Origin of the sequence: Streptomyces sp. NPDC002057, assembly GCF_040296665.1 — a bacterium.
GTDB lineage: Bacteria > Actinomycetota > Actinomycetes > Streptomycetales > Streptomycetaceae > Streptomyces.
In genome coordinates, this window is sequence record NZ_JBEOXR010000020.1 from 1 (window position 1) to 19,444 (window position 19,444).

At 73.0% G+C, this 19,444-nt stretch carries 20 protein-coding genes and 1 tRNA gene; 15 read left to right on the forward strand and 6 right to left on the reverse strand.

Features of this window, described 5'->3' with window-relative positions:
- Positions 1-94: 94 nt before the first annotated feature.
- Both ABT129_RS17610 and ABT129_RS17615 read right to left on the reverse strand, forming a co-directional pair.
- On the reverse strand, positions 95-1,381 hold the full coding sequence (locus tag ABT129_RS17610; RefSeq protein ID WP_351901810.1) for a sensor histidine kinase: 1,287 nt from the start codon (positions 1,379-1,381) through the stop codon (positions 95-97).
- Positions 1,382-1,673: 292 nt separating this feature from the next.
- On the reverse strand, positions 1,674-2,900 hold the full coding sequence (locus tag ABT129_RS17615) for a sensor histidine kinase (protein WP_351901812.1): 1,227 nt from the start codon (positions 2,898-2,900) through the stop codon (positions 1,674-1,676).
- A 169-nt stretch (positions 2,901-3,069) separates the two neighbouring features.
- On the opposite strand from ABT129_RS17615, the gene ABT129_RS17620 reads away from it, so the two are divergent.
- The 14 genes from ABT129_RS17620 (at position 3,070) to ABT129_RS17685 (ending at position 16,098) form a co-directional block, all read left to right on the forward strand.
- Positions 3,070-3,498 carry an NADH-quinone oxidoreductase subunit A gene (locus ABT129_RS17620; RefSeq protein WP_351901814.1) on the forward strand — a complete coding sequence of 143 codons (429 nt, stop codon included), beginning with the start codon at positions 3,070-3,072 and terminating at the stop codon, positions 3,496-3,498.
- On the forward strand, positions 3,489-4,052 hold the full coding sequence (locus ABT129_RS17625) for an NADH-quinone oxidoreductase subunit B (protein ID WP_351901816.1): 564 nt from the start codon (positions 3,489-3,491) through the stop codon (positions 4,050-4,052). The genes ABT129_RS17620 and ABT129_RS17625 overlap by 10 nt, the downstream gene beginning before the upstream one ends.
- Positions 4,049-5,473, forward strand: coding sequence for an NADH-quinone oxidoreductase subunit C (locus ABT129_RS17630; RefSeq protein ID WP_351901818.1), 1,425 nt, complete (start codon positions 4,049-4,051; stop codon positions 5,471-5,473). The genes ABT129_RS17625 and ABT129_RS17630 overlap by 4 nt, the downstream gene beginning before the upstream one ends.
- Positions 5,470-6,438, forward strand: a complete 969-nt coding sequence (locus tag ABT129_RS17635) for a complex I subunit 1/NuoH family protein (RefSeq protein WP_351901820.1) — start codon at positions 5,470-5,472, stop codon at positions 6,436-6,438. Before ABT129_RS17630 ends, ABT129_RS17635 begins: the two co-directional genes overlap by 4 nt.
- Positions 6,438-6,992, forward strand: a complete 555-nt coding sequence (locus tag ABT129_RS17640; RefSeq protein WP_351901822.1) for a NuoI/complex I 23 kDa subunit family protein — start codon at positions 6,438-6,440, stop codon at positions 6,990-6,992. Before ABT129_RS17635 ends, ABT129_RS17640 begins: the two co-directional genes overlap by 1 nt.
- Positions 6,989-7,582, forward strand: a complete 594-nt coding sequence (locus ABT129_RS17645; RefSeq protein ID WP_351901824.1) for an NADH-quinone oxidoreductase subunit J family protein — start codon at positions 6,989-6,991, stop codon at positions 7,580-7,582. Before ABT129_RS17640 ends, ABT129_RS17645 begins: the two co-directional genes overlap by 4 nt.
- Positions 7,582-7,968: an NADH-quinone oxidoreductase subunit NuoK gene (gene nuoK / locus ABT129_RS17650; RefSeq protein ID WP_351901826.1), complete on the forward strand. Its 387-nt coding sequence runs from the start codon at positions 7,582-7,584 to the stop codon at positions 7,966-7,968. Before ABT129_RS17645 ends, nuoK begins: the two co-directional genes overlap by 1 nt.
- Positions 7,965-9,944 (forward strand): NADH-quinone oxidoreductase subunit 5 family protein, encoded by a 1,980-nt coding sequence (locus ABT129_RS17655; RefSeq protein ID WP_351901828.1) that lies wholly within the window; start codon positions 7,965-7,967, stop codon positions 9,942-9,944. The genes nuoK and ABT129_RS17655 overlap by 4 nt, the downstream gene beginning before the upstream one ends.
- A gap of 27 nt (positions 9,945-9,971) precedes the next feature.
- On the forward strand, positions 9,972-11,525 hold the full coding sequence (locus ABT129_RS17660) for a complex I subunit 4 family protein (RefSeq protein ID WP_351902010.1): 1,554 nt from the start codon (positions 9,972-9,974) through the stop codon (positions 11,523-11,525).
- Positions 11,522-13,186: an NADH-quinone oxidoreductase subunit N gene (locus ABT129_RS17665; RefSeq protein WP_351901829.1), complete on the forward strand. Its 1,665-nt coding sequence runs from the start codon at positions 11,522-11,524 to the stop codon at positions 13,184-13,186. The genes ABT129_RS17660 and ABT129_RS17665 overlap by 4 nt, the downstream gene beginning before the upstream one ends.
- A gap of 35 nt (positions 13,187-13,221) precedes the next feature.
- Positions 13,222-13,677, forward strand: a complete 456-nt coding sequence (mscL, locus tag ABT129_RS17670) for a large conductance mechanosensitive channel protein MscL (RefSeq protein ID WP_351901831.1) — start codon at positions 13,222-13,224, stop codon at positions 13,675-13,677.
- Positions 13,678-13,823: 146 nt separating this feature from the next.
- Positions 13,824-14,687, forward strand: coding sequence for a zinc metalloprotease HtpX (gene htpX, locus ABT129_RS17675; RefSeq protein WP_351901833.1), 864 nt, complete (start codon positions 13,824-13,826; stop codon positions 14,685-14,687).
- Positions 14,684-15,082, forward strand: coding sequence for a YccF domain-containing protein (locus ABT129_RS17680; RefSeq protein WP_351901835.1), 399 nt, complete (start codon positions 14,684-14,686; stop codon positions 15,080-15,082). Before htpX ends, ABT129_RS17680 begins: the two co-directional genes overlap by 4 nt.
- The gene (locus ABT129_RS17685) at positions 15,082-16,098 is read left to right on the forward strand and encodes a hypothetical protein (protein ID WP_351901837.1); all 1,017 of its coding nucleotides are present in this window, start codon (positions 15,082-15,084) and stop codon (positions 16,096-16,098) included. Before ABT129_RS17680 ends, ABT129_RS17685 begins: the two co-directional genes overlap by 1 nt.
- Here the strand turns inward: ABT129_RS17685 and ABT129_RS17690 are convergent.
- From ABT129_RS17690 to ABT129_RS17705, 4 genes are all read right to left on the reverse strand, one after another.
- Positions 16,064-17,302 (reverse strand): APC family permease, encoded by a 1,239-nt coding sequence (locus ABT129_RS17690; RefSeq protein ID WP_351901841.1) that lies wholly within the window; start codon positions 17,300-17,302, stop codon positions 16,064-16,066. The genes ABT129_RS17685 and ABT129_RS17690 overlap by 35 nt on opposite strands.
- 10 nt (positions 17,303-17,312) lie before the next feature.
- Complete coding sequence (locus tag ABT129_RS17695) at positions 17,313-17,948, reverse strand: alpha-ketoglutarate-dependent dioxygenase AlkB family protein (RefSeq protein ID WP_351901843.1); 636 nt, start codon at positions 17,946-17,948, stop codon at positions 17,313-17,315.
- Entirely contained in the window at positions 17,945-18,442 is a 498-nt protein-coding gene (locus ABT129_RS17700; RefSeq protein WP_351901845.1) for a methylated-DNA--[protein]-cysteine S-methyltransferase, read from the reverse strand. Before ABT129_RS17700 ends, ABT129_RS17695 begins: the two co-directional genes overlap by 4 nt.
- 103 nt (positions 18,443-18,545) lie before the next feature.
- Positions 18,546-19,037 carry a YajQ family cyclic di-GMP-binding protein gene (locus ABT129_RS17705; RefSeq protein ID WP_351901847.1) on the reverse strand — a complete coding sequence of 164 codons (492 nt, stop codon included), beginning with the start codon at positions 19,035-19,037 and terminating at the stop codon, positions 18,546-18,548.
- 171 nt (positions 19,038-19,208) lie between these two features.
- On the opposite strand from ABT129_RS17705, the gene ABT129_RS17710 reads away from it, so the two are divergent.
- Positions 19,209-19,290: transfer RNA gene (locus tag ABT129_RS17710), tRNA-Tyr, on the forward strand.
- The last annotated feature ends 154 nt before the right edge of the window (positions 19,291-19,444 follow it).

The window sequence follows — 19,444 nt, forward strand, 5'->3', positions numbered from 1 at the left end:
GTTCCCGAGACACTCTTGTGGGGCGCGCCACAGTCGCGTAGGCATGACCCGACAGGGTCGAGGGGGGCGGCCCGCCCCGGCCCCGCGGCCGGGACTAGGCGCGCCAGGGCAGTTCCACCGTCACCGTCGTCGGACCGCCCGCCGGCGAATCCACCGCCAGCACCCCGTCCACCGCACCCACCCGCTCGGCGAGCCCCGACAGACTCCGCCCCGCCACGGACTCCGCCCCGCCCACCCCGTCGTCCCGCACCTGGAGCATCAGACGGTCACCCGCCCGCCACACGTCCACCCACGCCCGCCGGGCCCGCGCGTGCTGGGTGACGTTCCGGAGCAGCTCCGACACCGTGAAGTACGCGATGCCCTCGATCGCCGCGACCGGCCGGGCCGGCAGGTCCACGTCCACCGACACCGGGACCGCGCACCGCGAGGCCACCGCCGAGAGCGCCGCGTCGAGCCCCCGGTCCGTGAGGACCGCCGGGTGGATGCCCCGGGCCAGGTCCCGCAGCTCCTGGAGGGCGAGCTTCACCTCGCCGTGCGCCTCGTCGACCAGGACGGCCGCCGCCCGCGGGTCCTCCGCCAGCTTCTCCTTGGCGAGCCCCAGGTCCATGGCGAGCGCGGCGAGGCGCGCCTGCGCCCCGTCGTGCAGGTCCCGCTCGATGCGCCGCAGGTCGGCGGCGGCGGTGTCGACGACGACGCCCCGGTCGGACTCCAGCTCGGTCACGCGGGACGCGAGCCGGGACGGGCCCAGCAGCCCGGAGACGAGGAGCCGGTCGACGGCGACGAACCCGCGCAGCAGCCACGGCCCGGCCATCACGAACAGCAGCCCGACGGCGCTGGTGAAGGCGATCTCGAAGGGGGAGTCGAGGTAGAGGTCGTGGGTCCCGTCGCCGTACAGCTGGAGCCCGGCCTGACCCGCGTACATGGGGAAGACCCACTGCCACAGCGGATACGTGAAGAGGCTCCAGCCCCAGGCGAAGAACGCCACCGTCACGGAGAACGAGAACACCGCCCACGGCATGTGCACCACCGCGTACAGCAGGTGCCGCCACGACGCCCCGCTCTTCAGCATGGCCCCCATCCAGGAGAACGCCCCGCCGGTCCGGCCCCGCACCGGCTCGGGGGCCGACACGTCGATCCCGAGCAGCCCGCGCGCCCGCGCCCGCTCGACCGCGCCGAAGCCCCGGCACATCGCGAGCGCCCCGGCGAGGATCGGGATCCCGAGGAAGGTGATGAGCAGCCCCGCCCCGGCGGACACGAAGGAGACGGAGAGCGCGAACCAGACGACGCTCAGCGGCAGCCCGATCAGTACGTGGAGGAGCGCCCGCCAGGTGCGGGCCTCGAACGGCGCGCGGATCGCGGCGGGGAGTCGGTGGGAGGCCATCGCTGGAGTCCTTCTCTGCTCAAGGGGGGTGGGCGGTACGTGATCCAGGGTTCCGTCTCACGGCCCGCCGGACCATGAGGCGGGTGGGCGTCTGGGGCGGGGGGTTTTCCCTACCTGAGGGGACCGGGACGACGGCCCCGCACGGGACGGCGGCCCCGCACGGGACGGCGGCCCCGCACGGGACGGCGGCCCCGCACGGGACGGCGGCCCCGCACGGGACGACGTCACCGTCAGGGGCCACGGCCCCGGCCGGGGGCATGACCCCGCACGCGGTCACGGCCCCGTCAGGGGGTCACGTGCCCGGGCGGGACCGCCACGGCAGCTCCGCCGTGACGACCGTCGGGCCGCCCTCCGGGGAGTCCAGGACGAGGAGGCCGTCCACCGCGCCGAGCCGCTCCGCGAGCCCCGCGAGCCCCGTACCGCCGTCGAAGCGCGCACCGCCCGCGCCGTCGTCCCGCACCTGGAGCAGCAGCCGGTCCTTCGCCCGCCACACCTCCACGGACGCGGACCGGGCGCGAGCGTGCTTGGACACGTTCTGGAGCAGCTCCGACACCGTGAAGTACGCGATGCCCTCGATCGCCTCCGCGGGGCGTTCGGACAGGTCCACGTTCACCTTCACCGGCACCGTGCAGCGCGCCGAGACGGAGGAGAGCGCGGCGCTCAGCCCCCGGTCGGTGAGGACCGCCGGGTGGATGCCCCGCGCGAGGTCCCGCAGCTCCTGGAGGGCGAGTTTCACCTCGCCGTGCGCCTCGTCGACCATCGCCGCCGCCGTCTCCGGGTCGTCGAGGAGCTTCTCCTTCGCGAGGCCGAGGCCCATCGCGAGGGCGACGAGCCGGGCCTGCGCCCCGTCGTGCAGGTCGCGTTCGATGCGTCGCAGGTCGGCTGCGGCGGTGTCGACGACGACGCCCCGGTCGGACTCCAGTTCGGCGATCCGCCGCTCCAGTTCGTCGGAGGGCGAGAGGAGACCCCGGACCATGCCCCGGTCGGCGTTGCCCAGACCACGGGCGAGGAAGGGCAGGACGGGCCAGAGGACGATGAGCGAGACCAGCGCGACCACGAAGGTCACGATCCCCCAGGGCAGCCGGATCAGCCCGTACAGCTGGGTCCGCCAGGCCACCGGGTCCTTGAGCGTCGTCCACAGCCAGCCGAAGAAGCCGCCGCGCGACGGCAGCGGTGACGGCTCCGCGATCTCGACCCCGAGCAGCGCCCTGGCCCGGGCCCGCTCCGACCGGCCGATCAGGCGTGCGCCGCCGAGGCCGAGGGCGAGCAGGGGCAGGCCGATCACGGTGACCGAGAGGCCGACGCCGAGGAGCACGCTCGTGACCGCGTAGACGAAGCCGACCAGCGCGGTGAGGAGGTTGGAGAGGAGGAAGGCGATCTCCTTCCAGGTCTCCTTCCCGTAGGCGGTGCGCCGGGGCGGACGCGGGGCGGGGGCGGGGCCGGGGGATCCGGCGGGGACTGCGGGCCCGGCGGCCCCGACCGGTCCGGCGGACTCGGCGATGTCGTGATCAGCGGTCATGTTTCCCAGACTGCCGGTCGGGGCCCGCGCGACGCCATGGGGGAGGTGGGTGAGGGAGAGGGGGGATAGCCCCACCAGGAACGTCGCCGAGGTCGCACGGGGGCCGTGTACGCGACTGCTTACGGTCCCTTTAGCAGGGCCTAGACTCGCGTCCGTACAGAAGTGACTCATGAGACACCGAGACCGAGGGGCGGACGTGCGGGAACCGACCGTTGTCGCGGCCGACGCGGCGGACTACTTCCAGACGTACTCCGTCGTCGGCCTGCTCGCCGTCGTCGGCGTGCTCTTCGTCGCCGTGGCGTTCGGCGCGGGCCGGCTGCTGAGGCCCGTCGTGCCGACGCCCGAGAAGCTCATGACGTACGAGTGCGGCGTCGACCCCGTGGGAGAGGGCTGGGCCCACACCCAGGTCCGCTACTACGTGTACGCCTTCCTCTACGTCGTCTTCGCCGTCGACTCGATCTTCCTCTTCCCCTGGGCGACGATCTTCGCGGCGCCCGGCTACGGCGCCACGACCCTGGTCGAGATGTTCGTCTTCCTCGGCTTCCTGGCCGTGGGGCTGCTCTACGCGTACAAGAAGGGCGTCCTGTCATGGACGTAACACCCCTGCCCGCTCCCACGCTGGGGCCGCTCGCCCGCCTGGCCCCCGAGCCGATGAAGGTGGTCCTGAACTGGGGTCGCCGCTACAGCCTGTGGGTCTTCAACTTCGGGCTCGCGTGCTGCGCGATCGAGTTCATCGCCGCGTCGATGGCCCGGCACGACTTCATCCGGCTCGGTGTGATCCCGTTCGCGCCCGGCCCGCGCCAGGCCGACCTGATGATCGTCTCGGGCACGGTGACGGACAAGATGGCGCCGGCGGTGAAGCGGCTCTACGAGCAGATGCCGGAGCCGAAGTACGTCATCTCCTTCGGCGCCTGCTCGAACTGCGGCGGCCCGTACTGGGACTCGTACTCCGTCACCAAGGGCGTCGACCAGATCATCCCCGTCGACGTGTACGTCCCCGGCTGCCCGCCGCGCCCCGAAGCGCTGCTCCAGGGCATCCTCAAGCTCCAGGAGAAGATCGCGCGGGAGAGCCTGGCGGAGCGGTACGCCACCGCCGCGTCGGTCTCCCAGCTGACGAGCCCCCTGGTCCAGGGCCCGGGAGGCCAGGAATGACCGCCCCCGACTCCCTCCCCACCCCCTCCCACGACCCGGCTCCCGACTCCGCCTACGACTCCCTCCCCGAGGCCGTGACGGAGATCTTCGGCGAGGAGGCGACGGCGGAGCAGGCGTACGACCTGCTGACGGTCGACGTCCCGCCGGAGTCCTGGATCACGGCCCTGGAGACCGCCCGGTCCGCGCTCGGGTGCACCTACTTCGACTGGCTGAGCGCGGTGGACGAGCCGGGCACGGGCTTCCGGGTCTGCGCGCACGTCGTGTCGCTGGCGGGGGGCCGACCCCGTCGCCTCCTCGTCCGTACGACGGTCCCGCACGCGGCACCCGTCCTCCCCACGGCGGTGGGGGTGTACGCGGGCGCGGGCTGGCACGAGCGCGAGACCCACGAGATGTTCGGGGTCGACTTCACGGGCCACCCGCACCTGGTGCCGCTGCTCCTCCCCGAGAACTTCGAGGGTCACCCGCTGCGCAAGGACTTCGTCCTCGCGGCCCGGGTCGCCAAGGCGTGGCCGGGCGCGAAGGAACCGGGCGAGTCCCACGACGGCGGCGGCCCGAAGCGCCGCCAGATGCTTCCCCCGGGCGTCCCGGACCCCAACGAATGGGGCCCCCTGAAGGGCCAGCTCCCCCCGGCGCCGGCCCGCCCGGCCCGCGCGGCAGCGGGCGACCGCCCGGTCCGCCGGACCCGCTCGGTGACGGAGGGCTCGGCGAGCCAACCGGAGGCGCCGGCCACCGGTTCCCCGGCGACGCCCCCGGCCACGACGCCGGACGCTCCGGCGGCCCCGCCCCGCCGCTCACGCTCGGCCTCGGACGGCTCGGCGAGCCAGGGGGTCCCGGCCTCGGACGGGACGACCGCCGCCACCCCGGAGCCGCCGGCCCGCCCGCCGCGCCGCTCACGCTCGGCGGCCGACGGGTCCGCGAGCCAGACGGCACCGCCCGACACCGCCCCCGAGCCGGGAGCCCCCACCCCGGGTCCGGCCCCGGCGGCCGACACTCCGACACCCACGACCCGCCCGCCGCGCCGCTCACGCTCGGCGGCCGACGGGTCCGCGAGCCAGGCGGCCCCGGACGGCCCCGAGCCGCGCGCGGCGGCCGCCGGCCCGGCGGCTCCGCGTACCCGCAGTGCGGACGCCCCCTGGCACCACGCCCGCCCGGCCTTCGGCGAGGAGCCCACGGCACCGCCCGAGGCGGCACCGGAGCCGACGGCCCCGGCCGAGCCGACGGCCCCGGCCGAGCCCGGCGCGCCCGCCGACGCGGACACGGACGCCGACGGGGACACGAACGTCGACTCCGACTCCGACTCCGGTTCCAGCTCCGGTTCCAGCTCCGACTCCGGGCCCCGCCCGCGGCCCGACAAGCCCGACCCCGCCGATCCCGGCCCGGACCCCGACCCCACCACCCCCGCCGGAGGCGATCCCGCGTGAACGACGTACTCGACGTCGCCCTCCGGCTCCTCGTCGTCTTCGCCGTCTTCCTCGTCCTGCCGCTCGTCGTCGGGCAGACCGAGCACAAGGTCATGGCCCACATGCAGGGCCGGCTCGGCCCGATGTACGCCGGTGGTTTCCACGGGTGGGCCCAGCTCGTCGCCGACGGCGTGAAGTTCGCGCAGAAGGAGGACGTGGTCCCCAAGGACGCCGACCGGCGGGTCTTCCAGCTCGCGCCGGCCGTCGCCCTCCTCCCGTACCTCCTCGTCCTCGTGGCGATCCCGATCGGCCCGAGCGAGGGAGCCGTCGGTCAGGTCGTCGACGCGGGCATCTTCTTCGTACTGGCCGTGATGGGCGTCGGCGTCCTCGGCAGCCTGATGGCCGGCTGGGCCTCCGCGAACAAGTTCTCGCTGCTCGGCGGGCTCCGTACCGCCGCCCAGCTCCTCGCGTACGAGCTTCCGATGCTCCTCGCCGCCGCCTCCGTCGCCATGGCCGCCGGCACGGTCTCCCTCCCCGGCATCCTGAACGCCTTCGAGTGGTGGTGGGTGCCCTGGCAGATCGCCGGCGCGCTCGTCTTCTTCGTGGCCGGTCTCGCGGAGCTCCAGCGGCCCCCGTTCGACATGCCGGTCGCCGACTCGGAGATCATCTTCGGTGCGTACACCGAGTACACCGGCCTCCGTTTCGCGCTCTTCCTCCTCGCCGAGTACGCCGGCATCGTCGTCCTGTGCGGTCTCACCACCGTCCTGTTCCTCGGCGGCTGGCACGGCCCGTTCGGCGGCGACGGTCTCGGCTGGGTCTGGACCCTCCTCAAGACCGCGGTGCTCGCGTTCGTCGTCATCTGGCTCCGGGTGAGCTACCCCCGGCTCCGTGAGGACCAGCTCCAGAGGCTCGCCTGGACGACCCTCGTCCCGCTCGCGCTCGCGCAGATCGCGCTCACCGGCATCGTGAAGGTGGCGATCCAGTAATGCCCATCCCCGGCTCCGGCCTCGCCAAGGGCCTCGCCGTCACCCTCCGCACGATGACGAGGAAGACCGTCACCGCGCAGTACCCGGACGTCCAGCCCGAGCTGCCGCCCCGCACGCGCGGGGTCATCGGGCTGTTCGAGGAGAACTGCACGGTCTGCATGCTCTGCGCCCGCGAGTGCCCCGACTGGTGCATCTACATCGACTCCCACAAGGAGACCGTCCCCGCGGCCACGCCCGGCGGACGCGACCGCAGCCGGAACGTCCTGGACCGGTTCGCCATCGACTTCTCGCTCTGCATGTACTGCGGCATCTGCATCGAGGTGTGCCCCTTCGACGCGCTGTTCTGGTCGCCGGAGTTCGAGTACGCGGAGACCGACATCCACGAGCTCACCCATGAGCGCGACAAGCTCCGCGAGTGGATGTGGACGGTTCCCGAACCGCCCGCGCTCGATCCGCACGCGGAGGAACCGAAGGAGATCGCGGCGGCCCGCAAGGCGGCGGAGAAGGCGGCCGAGAAGGCCGCCGCCGCGGCCGCCGAGGGGGAGCAGCAGTGATCCTGGCAGCACACACGACCCAAGCGGCGCAGGCGGCGCAGGGGCAGGGCTTCCTCTCGCCCACCGGCGTCGAGATCGCCTTCCTCCTCGTCGGCCTGGTGACCCTCGGCGCCGCCCTGGTCACGGTCACCACCCGTCAGCTCGTCCACGCCGCGCTCTGGCTGGTCGTGGCGCTCGGCGGCCTCGCCGTCGAGTACCTGCTCCTGACGGCCGAGTTCATCGCCTGGGTCCAGGTCCTGATCTACGTGGGCTCCGTCGTCGTCCTCCTCCTCTTCGGGCTCATGCTCACCAAGGCCCCCATCGGCCGCTCCCCGGACGCCGACTCCCGCAACAGGCCGGTCGCCGCCGCGGTCGCCCTGGTCGCCGCGGTCGCGCTCGTCTGGGTGGTCGTCGACGCGTTCCGCACGACCTGGATCGACCTGGACGGGGCCGTGCAGGGCTCCACCGAGGTGACCGGCCAGATCCTGTTCCGGCACTGGGTGCTGCCGTTCGAGGCGCTGTCCGTCCTCCTCCTCGCGGCCCTGGTCGGCGCGATCGTGCTCTCCCGCAAGAAGCCCTCCTCGGACAGGAAGAAGGAGGAGCGGCGCTGATGCACCTCGCCTACCCGGCCGTCCTCGCCGCCCTGCTCTTCTCCATCGGCGTGTACGGCGTCCTCGCCCGCCGCAACGCGATCCTGGTCCTGATGTCCGTCGAGCTGATGCTCAACGCCGTCAACCTCAACCTGGTCGCCTTCGACGTCTGGCTCCGCGACACCCTCCACGCCGGCCAGGCCCTCACCCTCTTCACCATCGCCATCGCCGCCGCCGAGATCGGCATCGGTCTGGCGATCGTCCTGATGGTCCACCGCAACAAGGGCACCGCGGACATCGACCGCCTCCGTGACACGGCGGAGCACCCGGACTCCCCGGACGGCACGTCCGACGACGCGCCCGCGAACGAGACGCCCACCGGCGAGAAGGCCGAGGCCACCGCGTGACCACCACGACCCTCGCCGTCCTCGTCCCCCTCCTGCCCTTCCTCGGTTCCGTCGCCGGACTCCTGCTGGGCCGTACCGCGCCCGGTTTCGTCCGGCCGCTCGCCGTGCTGCCGACGCTGGCCGCCGCCGTCCTCGCCGTCCTCGTCGCCGTCCGCCAGGGCGGCGGGAAGACGATCGAGGCCGCCACCCAGCTCACCCCCACCGGCTCGGTCCCGATCGACCTGGCCCTGTACATCGACGGCTTCGCCGCGCTCGTCGCCGTGCTGGTCGGCGTCGTCGCCACCTGTGTGCAGGTCTACTCGACCGGCTACCTCCGCGACGACCCGCGCTACCCCTCGTACGCGGCGCTCGTCTCCCTCTTCACCTCCGCGATGCTGCTCGTCGTCTACTCCGGCGACCTGATGGTGCTCCTGGTCGGCTGGGAGATCATGGGCATCTGCTCGTACTTCCTCGTCGGCCACTACTGGGAGACGCCCGAGGCGCGGGCCGCCTCCCTGAAGGCCTTCCTCGTCACCAAGCTCGGTGACGTCCCCTTCCTCATCGGTCTCTTCGCGCTCGCCGTGGACGCCGGCACCTTCCGGATCACGGGCGTCCTCGGCGCCGTCGCGAGCGGCGGCCTCGACCACCCCACCCTGATCGCGCTGCTGCTGCTCGCCGGTGTGGCGGGCAAGTCGGCGCAGTTCCCGCTGCACACCTGGCTCCCGGACGCCATGGCCGGCCCCACCCCCGTCTCCGCGCTCATCCACGCGGCGACGATGGTCGCCGCCGGCATCTACTTCACGGCCCGGCTGCTGCCGGTCTTCGCCTCCTCCGCCGCCGCGATGACGGTGCTCGCCGTGATGGCCGCGATCACGATGGTCGGCTCGGCGCTCGCCGCGCTCGCCCAGGACGACATCAAGCGGGTCCTCGCCTACTCGACGATCGGCCAGCTCGGCTACATGGCCGGCGCGCTCGCCGTCGGCGACCGCGGGGCCGCCCTGTTCCACCTCCTCTCGCACGCCGCGTTCAAGGCGCTGCTCTTCCTCGCGGCGGGTGCGGTCATCCACGCCGCCGGCACCAACTCGCTCACCGCCATGTCCCGCATGAGCGGCCTCGCGAAGCGGATCCCGGACGCCTACTGGACGATGACCGTCGCCCTCCTCGCGCTCGCCGCGATCCCGCCCTTCGCCGGCTTCTTCTCCAAGGAAGCCGTCCTCGTGGCCGCCGAGCACACCGCCTTCGGGGACCGGGACGTCGCGCCCGCGGGGGCCGGCTGGACCGTCCTCGTCGCCGGGCTCCTCACCGCCCTGCTCACCGCCGCGTACGCGCTCCGCCTCTGGCTGCGGACCTTCCGCGGCCGGGGCGCCGAGGCCCCCGACCACGGCCGCCAGCCCCTCGCCATGACGACCGTCCTGTGGGTGCTCGCGATCCCCTCCCTCGGTTTCGGCCTGACCGTCACCCACCTGGACGACTGGTTCGACGGGAACGCGCTCACCCCGACCCTGACCACCGCCGTCCTCGGGACCGGCCTCGCCGCCGCCGGAGCCGTCATCACGTACGCGATCTGGCGCACCCTCGCCGTCAGGACCCCGGTGGCGGCTCCCGCCCCCCACGTCGCCCACCCCGACGCCGACGCGGGCCTCGTCGAGGCGGAGGCGCTGCACCTGCCGCACCCCGCGAAGGACCCGGCCGACCCCGGCCGCGCCCTGCTCGGCCCGCTGTACGGACCCGCCGCCGACGGCTTCCACCTGGACGCCGTCTACCGGGCGGCGTTCGTCCGCCCCGTCCTCGCCGCCGCCTCCCTGGTGCGCTTCCTGGACCGCGAGGTCGTCGACACCTACGTCCGCGCGGCGGGCGACTCCGCCAAGGGGCTCGGCTGGCTCGTCCGCCGCGCCCAGACCGGCAACGTGCAGACCTATCTGAGCGCCCTGCTCGCCGGCTCCGTCGTCCTGGCGATCGTCGCCGTCGCCCTCGCCAACGCCGCCGCCGGAGCGTGAGCCGTGATCGATATCAGCGAATCCGTGATGCAGTTCCTTCTGGCGGCGATCGTCGCCGGGCCGCTCCTCGGCGCGGCCGCCGCCCTCCTCCCGGCCCCGCCGGGGCTGAAGGGGAAGTCCCCGGACCAGGCCGTGCTCCGCCACGGCGTGACCGTCACCGGCGTGATCCTGCTGGCCGCGATCGTCCTCGCCCTCGGCTTCGACCACGACCGGCCGTCGAGGATGCAGGCCACGACGGACATCAGCTGGATCAGGGCACTGGACGTGCGGATCCACCTCGGTGTCGACGGCATCTCCCTCCCCCTCCTGGTCCTGACCGCGCTGCTCGGCTTCCTCTGCGCGCTGTACAGCTACTTCAAGATGCCCGCGGGCCCTTCCCCCAAGGGCTTCGTCGCGCTGCTGCTCGTCCTGGAGTCCGGCACCCTCGCCACCTTCGCCGTCCTCGACCTCGTCCTGTTCTTCCTGGCCTTCGAGATGGTCCTCATCCCGATGTACTTCCTCATCGCCCGCTGGGGCGGCGAGGGCAGGCGGGCCGCCGCCTGGAAGTTCATCCTCTACACGCTGCTCGGCTCCGTCGTCATGCTGCTCGGCCTGCTCCTCATCGGCGTGAAGGCGGGCACGTTCGACATGGTGGCACTGGCCTCTGACAACGGCCGTGGGCTGACCACGTCCGTGCAGGTCATCGCCGTTCTCGCGATCGGTCTCGGGCTCGCCGTGAAGACCCCGATGTGGCCGCTGCACAGCTGGCTGCCGGACGCCCACACGGCCGCCCCCACGGTCGGCTCGGTGCTCCTCGCCGGTGTGCTGCTCAAGATGGGCACGTACGGCTTCGTCCGCATCCTCCTGCCGATCACCCCCGACGGCATGCGGACCTTCGCCCCCTACCTCGCCGCCTTCGCCGTCGTCGGGATCATCTACGGATCGCTCGCCTGCCTCGCCCTCGCCCGGCCCGGCAACAAGGGCGACCTCAAGCGCCTCATCGCGTACTCCTCCGTGGGCCACATGGGCTTCGTCCTGCTCGGCATCGCCACCATGACCCCCACCGGGGTCAACGGCGCCCTCTTCGCCAACGTCGCCCACGGCCTCGTCACCGGCCTGCTGTTCTTCCTGGTCGGCGCGGTCAAGGACCGGTACGGCACGGCGGACCTCGACACCCTCGCGGGCGCCACCGGCGCCGCCCTCTACGGCCGTGCCCCACGTCTGGGCGCCCTCCTCGCCTTCGCGGCCGTCGCCTCCCTCGGCCTGCCCGGCCTGGCCGGTTTCTGGGGCGAGATGCTGGCCCTGTTCGGGGCCTTCGACCCCGCCGAGGGCCTCAGCCGGCCCGCCTTCCTCACCTTCACGGCGATCGGCGCCTTCGGCACCCTCCTCACCGCCGCGTACCTCCTCCTCGTCGTGCGCCGCGTCTGCATGGGCGGGCCCCGCCCCGCCGGGGAGACGCCGATCGCCGACGTCCAGGGGTACGAGTTCGCCGCCTGGACCCCGCTCGTCGCCCTCACCGTCCTCGCCGGACTCTGGCCCGCGGTCCTCCTCGGCCTCACCGACCCGGCCGTCCAGAAGCTCCTCGCCGGAGGCACCCAGTGACGTCGTCGCTCGTCCAGTCCGTCGACTGGCTCACGATCGCGCCCCCGACCCTGACGGCCGTGGTCGCGCTCGTCGTGCTCGTCGCCGACCTGTTCGTCCCCGAGGAGCGCAAGCGGCTCCTCGGCTGGACCGCGATCGGCGGCCTCGTCGCCGCGCTCGCCCTCCTCGTCCCGCTGCGGGCCGGTGACCGCTCCACCTTCTGCCTGACCGCCGACACCCAGGTCAGGGCCTGCAGCTACACGGCCGACGACTTCACCCTCGTCATCCAGCTGCTCGTCCTCGGCGGCGCGCTCCTGACGGCGCTGCTCTCGCTCACGGAGACCAGCGACCCCCTCGGGGCACGCGGGCGCACCCGGTCCGGCACGACCGACGGGGCGAGCGGGCCCACCGGGACCGCGGAGCACGGCGGGGCCACCGGGAGCCGAGAGAAGCTCCCGGCCGGCGAGTTCTGGTTCCTGCTGCTCGCCTCGGCCGCCGGAGCCGCCCTGCTGCCTGCCTCCCGCGACCTCGCGACCCTCGTCGTCGCCCTGGAGGTGGCCTCGCTGCCCGCCTTCGCGCTCGTCGGCCTCAAGCGCGGCGACCGCGGGTCCGGCGAGGCGGCGCTCAAGTTCTTCCTGTCCTCCGTGACCGCGACCGCCGTCACGCTGCTCGGCGTCAGCTTCGTGTACGCGGCCACCGGCACCCTCCATCTCACGGAGCTCGCCCAGGGCCTCGACGACGTGCCCGGCCAGCTCCAGACGCTCGCCGAGGCGGGCGTCGCCCTCACCCTCGTCGGCTTCGCCTTCAAGACGGCCGCCGTCCCCTTCCACTTCTGGGTCCCCGACACCTACGTCGGCGCGCCCCTGCCCGTCGCCGCCTACCTCTCGGTGGTCGGCAAGGCCGTCGGCTTCACCGGGCTCATCCTGGTGACGGTCGTCGCCTTCCCCTCGTACGCGGACGTGTGGGGCCCCGCCCTCGCCGTCCTCGCCGCGCTCACCATGACCGCGGGCAACGTCGCCGCCCTCCGCCAGCGCTCCACGCGCGCGTGGAGCGCGGTCCGGCTGCTGGCCTGGTCCTCCGTCGCCCAGGCGGGCTACCTGCTCGTGCCGATCGCGGCCGCCGCGTACTCCAGCGACGACCAGATCGGCGCCACCGTCGCGTACGCCCTGATGTACGCCGTCGTGAACCTCGGCGCGTTCGCGGTCGTCGCGCTCGTCGCCCGCCGCCACCCCCGGAACCGGATCGCGGACTACCGCGGTCTGTACGCGACGAGCCCCGCCGCCGCCCTCGCGCTCGCGTTCTTCCTCCTGAATCTGGCCGGTCTGCCCCCGGGTATCATCGGCCTCTTCGCGAAGGTGACCGTCTTCTCGGCGGCCGTCGACGCGGGCCTCGGCTGGCTGGCCGTGATCATGGGCGTCAACGTCGTGATCGCGCTGTACTACTACCTCCGCTGGACGGCGCTGCTGTTCCGCACACCGGAAGGCACACCGGAAGGCGCGCCCGCAGGCGCCCCGGAAGGCGCGTCGGCAGGCGCACCGGAGGAGACGCCGACGACGGTCCCCGTCCCCCACCCGGCCCCCGTCTCGATCACCCTGGCGATCGCGCTGACCGCCGCCGCCGGAGTCGTGCTGTCGGGATACCCGCAGTTCGCCCTCCGCTTCGCCTCGGACAGCCTTTTCTGACCCCCCACCAGAGCAGAACCTAGGAGCAACACCCCGTGCTGAACGGATTCAAGGACTTCATACTTCGCGGGAACGTCATCTCGATGGCCATCGGTCTGGCCGTCGGAACCGCGTTCACGGCCGTCGTCACCGGCTTCAGCAAGGCGTTCATCACCCCGCTCATCGGCCTCGCCACCGGCTCCGTCGGCAACTTCAACGACGCGCAGTTCCACGTCGGCAAGACCGTCTTCCCCTACGGCCTGGCGATCTCCGCCGCCATAGCGTTCGTCATCACGGCCGCGGTCCTCTACTTCCTGATCGTCGCCCCGCTGGCGAAGGTCCAGCTCAGGTTCGCGAAGGAGGAGGCGGCCGACCCCAAGGCCGAGAAGCGCGACTGCCCCCGCTGCTTCACCGAGATCCCGGCCATCGCCACCCGCTGCGCCCACTGCACCAGCGAGGTCGAGCCCGTCGCCACCAGCCTGGAGAAGCTCGCCGTCCCGGCGTCCCGCTGATCACCCGAACGGCCCACACCGCCCCCGGTGCGGCCGGGGGAACCCGAACCTCCCGCCTGGCGTTGACCAGTACGGAAGGGTCCACTGGACAGGTGGACGACCACGAAGCAAAGGGTTCCCCTGCCGCACCACTTGGAGGGCGTACCGTGCACCGCCGGCACAACGGGCTGAGGACCGCCGTACTCCTCGGAGGGCTCTCCGCCCTCATCATCGTCATCGGCAGCTTCTTCGGACGGACGGGACTGATCGTCGCGCTGTTCGTGGCGCTCGGCACCAACGCGTACGCGTACTGGAACAGCGACAAGCTGGCGCTGCGGGCCATGCGCGCCCGTCCGGTCAGCGAGTTCGAGGCGCCCGCGCTGTACAGGATGGTGCGGGAGCTCTCCACCCAGGCGCGCCAGCCCATGCCCCGGCTCTACATCTCGCCCACCCAGGCGCCCAACGCCTTCGCGACCGGCCGCAACCCGCGCAACGCCGCCGTCTGCTGCACCGAGGGCATCCTCGCGCTCCTCGACGAACGCGAGCTGCGCGGAGTCATCGGCCACGAGCTGAGCCACGTCTACAACCGGGACATCCTCATCTCCTCGGTCGCCGGAGCGCTCGCCTCCGTGATCATGTTCCTGGTGAACTTCGCCTGGCTGATCCCGGTGGGCCGCTCCAACGACGACGACGGCCCGGGCATCCTCGGCTACCTCCTGGTCCTCATCCTCGGACCGATCGCCGCCTCGGTCATCCAGCTGGCCATCTCCCGCTCCCGCGAGTACGAGGCCGACGCCTCCGGCGCCCAGCTCACCGGCGACCCGCTCGCGCTCGCCGGGGCCCTGCGGAAGCTGGAGGCGGGCACCAAGCAGCTGCCGCTGCCCCCCGAGCCGCGGATCGAGACCGCGAGCCACATGATGATCGCCAACCCGTTCGGGCCCGGAAAGGGCCTGTCCAAGATGTTCTCCACCCACCCGCCGATGGCCGAGCGGATCGCCCGGCTCGAACAGATGGCAGGTCGACGCCCGTGAAAACGCTCCTGAACGTCATTTGGCTCGTGCTCTGCGGATTCTGGATGTTCCTGGGCTACATGCTCGCGGGCGTCCTGCTCTGCATCACGATCATCGGCATCCCCTTCGGACTCGCCGCGTTCCGCATCGGCGTCTACGCCCTGTGGCCCTTCGGGTACACGGTCGTCGACCGCCGCGACGCGGGCGCGCCGTCCTGTGTCGGCAACGTGCTGTGGCTGATCCTCGCCGGCTGGTGGCTCGCCCTCGGGCACATCACCACCGGCATCGCGCTCTGCATCACGATCATCGGCATCCCGCTCGGCATCGCGAACTTCAAGCTGATCCCGGTCTCGCTGCTGCCGCTCGGCAAGGAGATCGTCCCCAAGGAGCAGGCCTACGGGGTCCCGGCCCACTGATGCGGAACCCCAGGTACGCCCTCGTCTCCGGGCTGTACGCGGTCGCCCTGTGCACGGACGTCGACGGTCTCTTCGGGGAGCCCACGCCACCGCCCCGCGCCCGCTACCAGCTCCGCGGCTGCGAGCCGCGCGGCGAACTGGCCCGGGCGGTCACCGAGGCGCTCGTGGAGGGCTCGGCGCCGCTCGGCACCCTGGACGTGGAGACCCCCGACGGGCTCTGGCGCCTCGAAGGGGTCCGCGTCCTCGGCGCGCGCGGCGACGCCGTGACCGTCGAGACGGCGGGCGGCCCGCGGCGGCTGCACCACGGACAGGACCCGGCCCGGTGCGCCAACCTGATACGGGTCACGCCCGAGCCGCCCGCCGAGGTCACCCACACCGGGGTCACCTTCCTCGGCTGCTCCCCGCGCGGCGGGCTCCGGGACGCCCTGGCCGCGGGCGAGACGGCGTTCGAGGCCGTCCGCTACCAGGTCCTCACCCGGACGGGGAGCGTCCACCACGAGGCCGACGCGGGCCGCGTCACCGGCTGGGACACCTCCGTCCGCCACCACGGCCTGGTCGACCTCACCGTGGCCTTCCCCCGGCAGGGCCTGATACCGCACCCCTCCCGCGAGGTCTGGGACCTGTGGCACGTCGGCCGGCCGGCCGAGCCCGGCACCTGGCGGCGCTTCACCGGCGCGGCACGCGGCGAGTGGCTGACCCGGGCCGCCCACCACGCGCACGGCGCCCCGGAGATCACCCGGGGCGCCACGTACGACCTCGACGGCACCGACGTCGTCGACGAGGACTCGTTCCTGTGCGCCCTGGGGGAGGCGGTGCTGGGCCCCGGCCGGGGCTTCGGCGTCGGGGCGCCCCGGGCGCTGGGCGAACTCCTCGAAGGCACCACCCTCGTCTGGCACCACGCCGACGTGGCCCGCGCCTGCCTGGGCGTCCTGCCCTACCCCGACCGCCGCCCCGCCACCTTCCAGGAGTTCGTCGACGGCCTCAGGGACGCGGGGGTACGGCTCGTCCTCGACTGACCGCCCACGCCACCACACCCGCCGCGACGACCCCCGAACCGGCGAGGACGGAGCCGAGCGGCAGCGCGAACGCCAGCGCCGCGCACCCGGCGAGACCGAGCGCGGCGAGCGGGCGCCGGGCGGGCCCCAGCGTCCACGCGGAGGCGTTCGCGATCCCGTAGTAGACCAGCACCCCGAAGGACGAGAAGCCGATCGCGCCCCGCACGTCCGCCGTCGCCGCCACCACGGCCACCACCGCGCCCACCGCGAGCTCCGCCCGGTGCGGCACGCCGAACCGGGGGTGCACGGCCGCGAGCGCGGTCGGCAGGTACCCGTCCCTGGCCATCGCCAGGGTCGTACGGGACACCCCGAGGATCAGGGAGAGCAGCGAGCCGAGCGCGGCCACCGCCGCCCCCACCGCGACCACCGGCACCAGCCGGGCGGCGCCCGCCGCCCGGGCCGCGTCCGAGAGCGGCGCGGGGGAGTCGGCCAGGGCCCCGGGGCCGAGGACGGACAGCACGCCCACCGCGACGAGCAGGTAGACGACGAGCGCGATCCCGAGCGCGACCGGGACGGCCCGGGGGATCGTCCGGGCCGGGTCGCGGACCTCCTCGCCGAGCGTGGCGATCCGCGCGTACCCCGCGAATGCGAAGAAGAGCAAACCCGCGGCCTGGAGGACCCCGCCGGGGGTGAGCTCCCCGCCGAGCGCGACCGGCTCCGCCGAACCGCTCCCGAGGCAGACCACCACGACCGCGGCGAGGACCGCGAGGACGAGCGCCACGATCACCCGCGTGAGCAGCGCCGACTTCTGAACTCCCCGGTAGCCGACCGCCGTCAGGGCCACGACCGCGGCCACCGCGACCGCGTGCGCCTGCCCCGGCCACAGGTACGAGCCGACGGTCAGCGCCATCGCCGCGCACGAGGCCGTCTTGCCCACCACGAACGCCCAGCCGGCCAGGTACCCCCAGAACGAGCCGAGACGTTCGCGACCGTACACATAGGTGCCGCCCGAGCTGGGGTGGCGGGCCGCGAGCCGGGCCGACGCCATCGCGTTGCAGTACGCGACGACGGCGGCGATCCCGAGCGCCAGGAGCAGCCCGCCCCCGGACCCCGCGGCCCCCGCGGCGGGCCCGAGCGCGACGAAGATGCCGGCCCCGACCATGGCGGCGAGCCCGACCACGACGGCGTCGAGGACACCGAGGGACCGGCGCAGCTCAGCACTCATGCGCCGCAGCCTAGGGCGTGCCCCCGAGCCCGGTCTCCCGGAGTGTGATGTTGAGCCGCCCGGTGAGGCCGAGCGCGGGGTCGGCCGTCCCCGGCAGCACCTTCGGCACCCCGTGGTGCGCCCACCGCGAGACCCCGCCGAACACGAACAGGTCCCCGGAGGCCAGGTCGACGTCCTGGTACGGCCGCCCCCTGCCCTCCTCGTTCCCGAAGCGGAACACACACCGGTCCCCGAGGCTCAGCGACACCACCGGCGCACCGGAACGCTCCTCCCGGTCCTGGTGCATGCCCATCCGCGCTCCCGGCGCGTAGAAGTTCACGAGCGCGGTGTCGGGAGCGAACCCGCCGTCGTCCCCGTACGCCTCGGCCACCGCCTCCCGGCCGAGCGCGACGAGCCAGCCCGGCAGCTCGACGCCGACCGTGTCGAGATAGCGGTACGGCACCCACCGCCGGCCCAGACACAGCGACCGCACCGACATGACGCCCCCGCCGGGCAGCACGGTCTGTTGGTACGGCAGCGGTCCGCGCCCCCACTCCCGGCAGGCGTCCACCAACTCCCGCTGGCGCGCCGGGGGAAGCCACCCGGGGACGTGCACGGCACCGGGCGCGACGGTGACCCGGTCACGGGGAAAGAGCCCCTCGGTCACGCCAGGGCCCCCTCCAGGCCCAGCAGCCGCTCCTTGCGCTCAAGCCCCGCGGCGTATCCACGCAGGGCCCCGTCGGCTCCGATCACCCGGTGACAGGGCCGCACCACGAGCAGCGGATTGCGCCCGATCGCGGTCCCCACGGCCCGCACCCCGGCACCGGAGGAACCGACGCGCCGGGCGATCTCCCCGTACGAGACGGTCGTGCCGTACGGGATCTCCTCCAGGGCCCGCCAGACGCGCCGCTGGAACTCCGTCCCGGCGTCGGCGTCGAGCGGCAGGTCGAACCGGTCGCGCCGCCCCTCGAAGTACTCACGGAGCTGCCCGACGGCCTCCCCGAACGCCTCGGGCGCGAGCGTCCACCCGTCCTCGACCTCGACGGCGCCCTTCTGCCCCGGCAGGGACAGCGAGCGCAGCACGGCACGGCCCCCTTCGGCGAGCTGCCCGACCAGCAGCATCTCGCCCAGGGGGCCGTCGGCGTACGCGTACACGGTCATGGCTGGTTCCTCTCCCGCACGGGTCTCTCACGATCCAGTGTGCGGGGCCCGCCGAGCCTCGGGCTGGCGGAATTCGGACACGAGCGTCGACCGGGCAGCCGGGTCAGCGGTAGTTCACGTACTGGAGCGCGAAGTCGAAGTCCTTGCCCTTGAGCAGCGCCTGCACGGCCTGCAGGTCGTCCCGGCTCTTCGAGCTGACGCGCAGCTCGTCACCCTGGACCTGCGCCTTGACGCCCTTGGGACCCTCGTCCCGGATGGCCTTCGCGACCTTCTTGGCGTTCTCCTGGGAGATGCCCTCGACGACCGAGGCGAAGAGCTTGTACTCCTTGCCGGAGAGCTGCGGCTCACCCTCGACGTCCAGCGACTTCAGCGAGATGCCGCGCTTGATCAGCTTGGACTGGAAGATGTCGAGGATCGCCAGGACGCGCTCCTCGCCGCTCGCCTGCATGAGGATCTTCTCGCCCGACCAGGAGATCGAGGCGTTGGTCCCCTTGAAGTCGTAGCGCTGGGAGATCTCCTTGACGGCCTGGTTGAGGGCGTTGTCGACCTCCTGCCGCTCGACCTTGGAGACGATGTCGAAACTGGAGTCGGCCATGACTCGTGGCTCCTTGCTCGGATGCTGTGGGGTACAGCCCAAAGCCTAGGGGGTGCGCCACGGCCCGAACGGCTGATCAATCCGGTGGCGAACCACCCTCCGGGATCAGGTATTGTTTACGTCGTTGCCACGGAACACCGCCGAAAAGCGGCTCCACGGCAGCGATCTCATGGCGATGTGCCCGAGCGGCCAATGGGAGCGGACTGTAAATCCGTCGGCTTAGCCTACCCAGGTTCGAATCCTGGCGTCGCCACGCGATAAGAACGGCCCCTGATCTGCGGAAACGCGATCAGGGGCCGTTTGCGTGTGTAAGTGAGACAAGGCGCCCACTGTCTCGCCCTGTACCGCCCGATCACCCTCTCTACCAGCGTGTCTGGACGGGCTGTGGACGGGAATCCGGCCCGCCC

Excerpts from the sequence above, each read along its gene's own strand:
- nuoK (WP_351901826.1), top strand. The coding sequence starts at position 7,582 with ATGCACCTCGCCTACCCGGCCGTCCTCGCCGCCCTGCTCTTCTCCATC.
- ABT129_RS17620 (WP_351901814.1), top strand. The coding sequence starts at position 3,070 with ATGAGACACCGAGACCGAGGGGCGGACGTGCGGGAACCGACCGTTGTC.
- ABT129_RS17610 (WP_351901810.1), bottom strand. The coding sequence starts at position 1,381 with ATGGCCTCCCACCGACTCCCCGCCGCGATCCGCGCGCCGTTCGAGGCC.
- ABT129_RS17625 (WP_351901816.1), top strand. The coding sequence starts at position 3,489 with ATGGACGTAACACCCCTGCCCGCTCCCACGCTGGGGCCGCTCGCCCGC.
- ABT129_RS17640 (WP_351901822.1), top strand. The coding sequence starts at position 6,438 with ATGCCCATCCCCGGCTCCGGCCTCGCCAAGGGCCTCGCCGTCACCCTC.
- ABT129_RS17660 (WP_351902010.1), top strand. The coding sequence starts at position 9,972 with ATGCAGTTCCTTCTGGCGGCGATCGTCGCCGGGCCGCTCCTCGGCGCG.
- ABT129_RS17690 (WP_351901841.1), bottom strand. The coding sequence starts at position 17,302 with ATGAGTGCTGAGCTGCGCCGGTCCCTCGGTGTCCTCGACGCCGTCGTG.
- ABT129_RS17630 (WP_351901818.1), top strand. The coding sequence starts at position 4,049 with ATGACCGCCCCCGACTCCCTCCCCACCCCCTCCCACGACCCGGCTCCC.
- ABT129_RS17705 (WP_351901847.1), bottom strand. The coding sequence starts at position 19,037 with ATGGCCGACTCCAGTTTCGACATCGTCTCCAAGGTCGAGCGGCAGGAG.
- ABT129_RS17700 (WP_351901845.1), bottom strand. The coding sequence starts at position 18,442 with ATGACCGTGTACGCGTACGCCGACGGCCCCCTGGGCGAGATGCTGCTG.
- ABT129_RS17615 (WP_351901812.1), bottom strand. The coding sequence starts at position 2,900 with ATGACCGCTGATCACGACATCGCCGAGTCCGCCGGACCGGTCGGGGCC.
- ABT129_RS17685 (WP_351901837.1), top strand. The coding sequence starts at position 15,082 with ATGCGGAACCCCAGGTACGCCCTCGTCTCCGGGCTGTACGCGGTCGCC.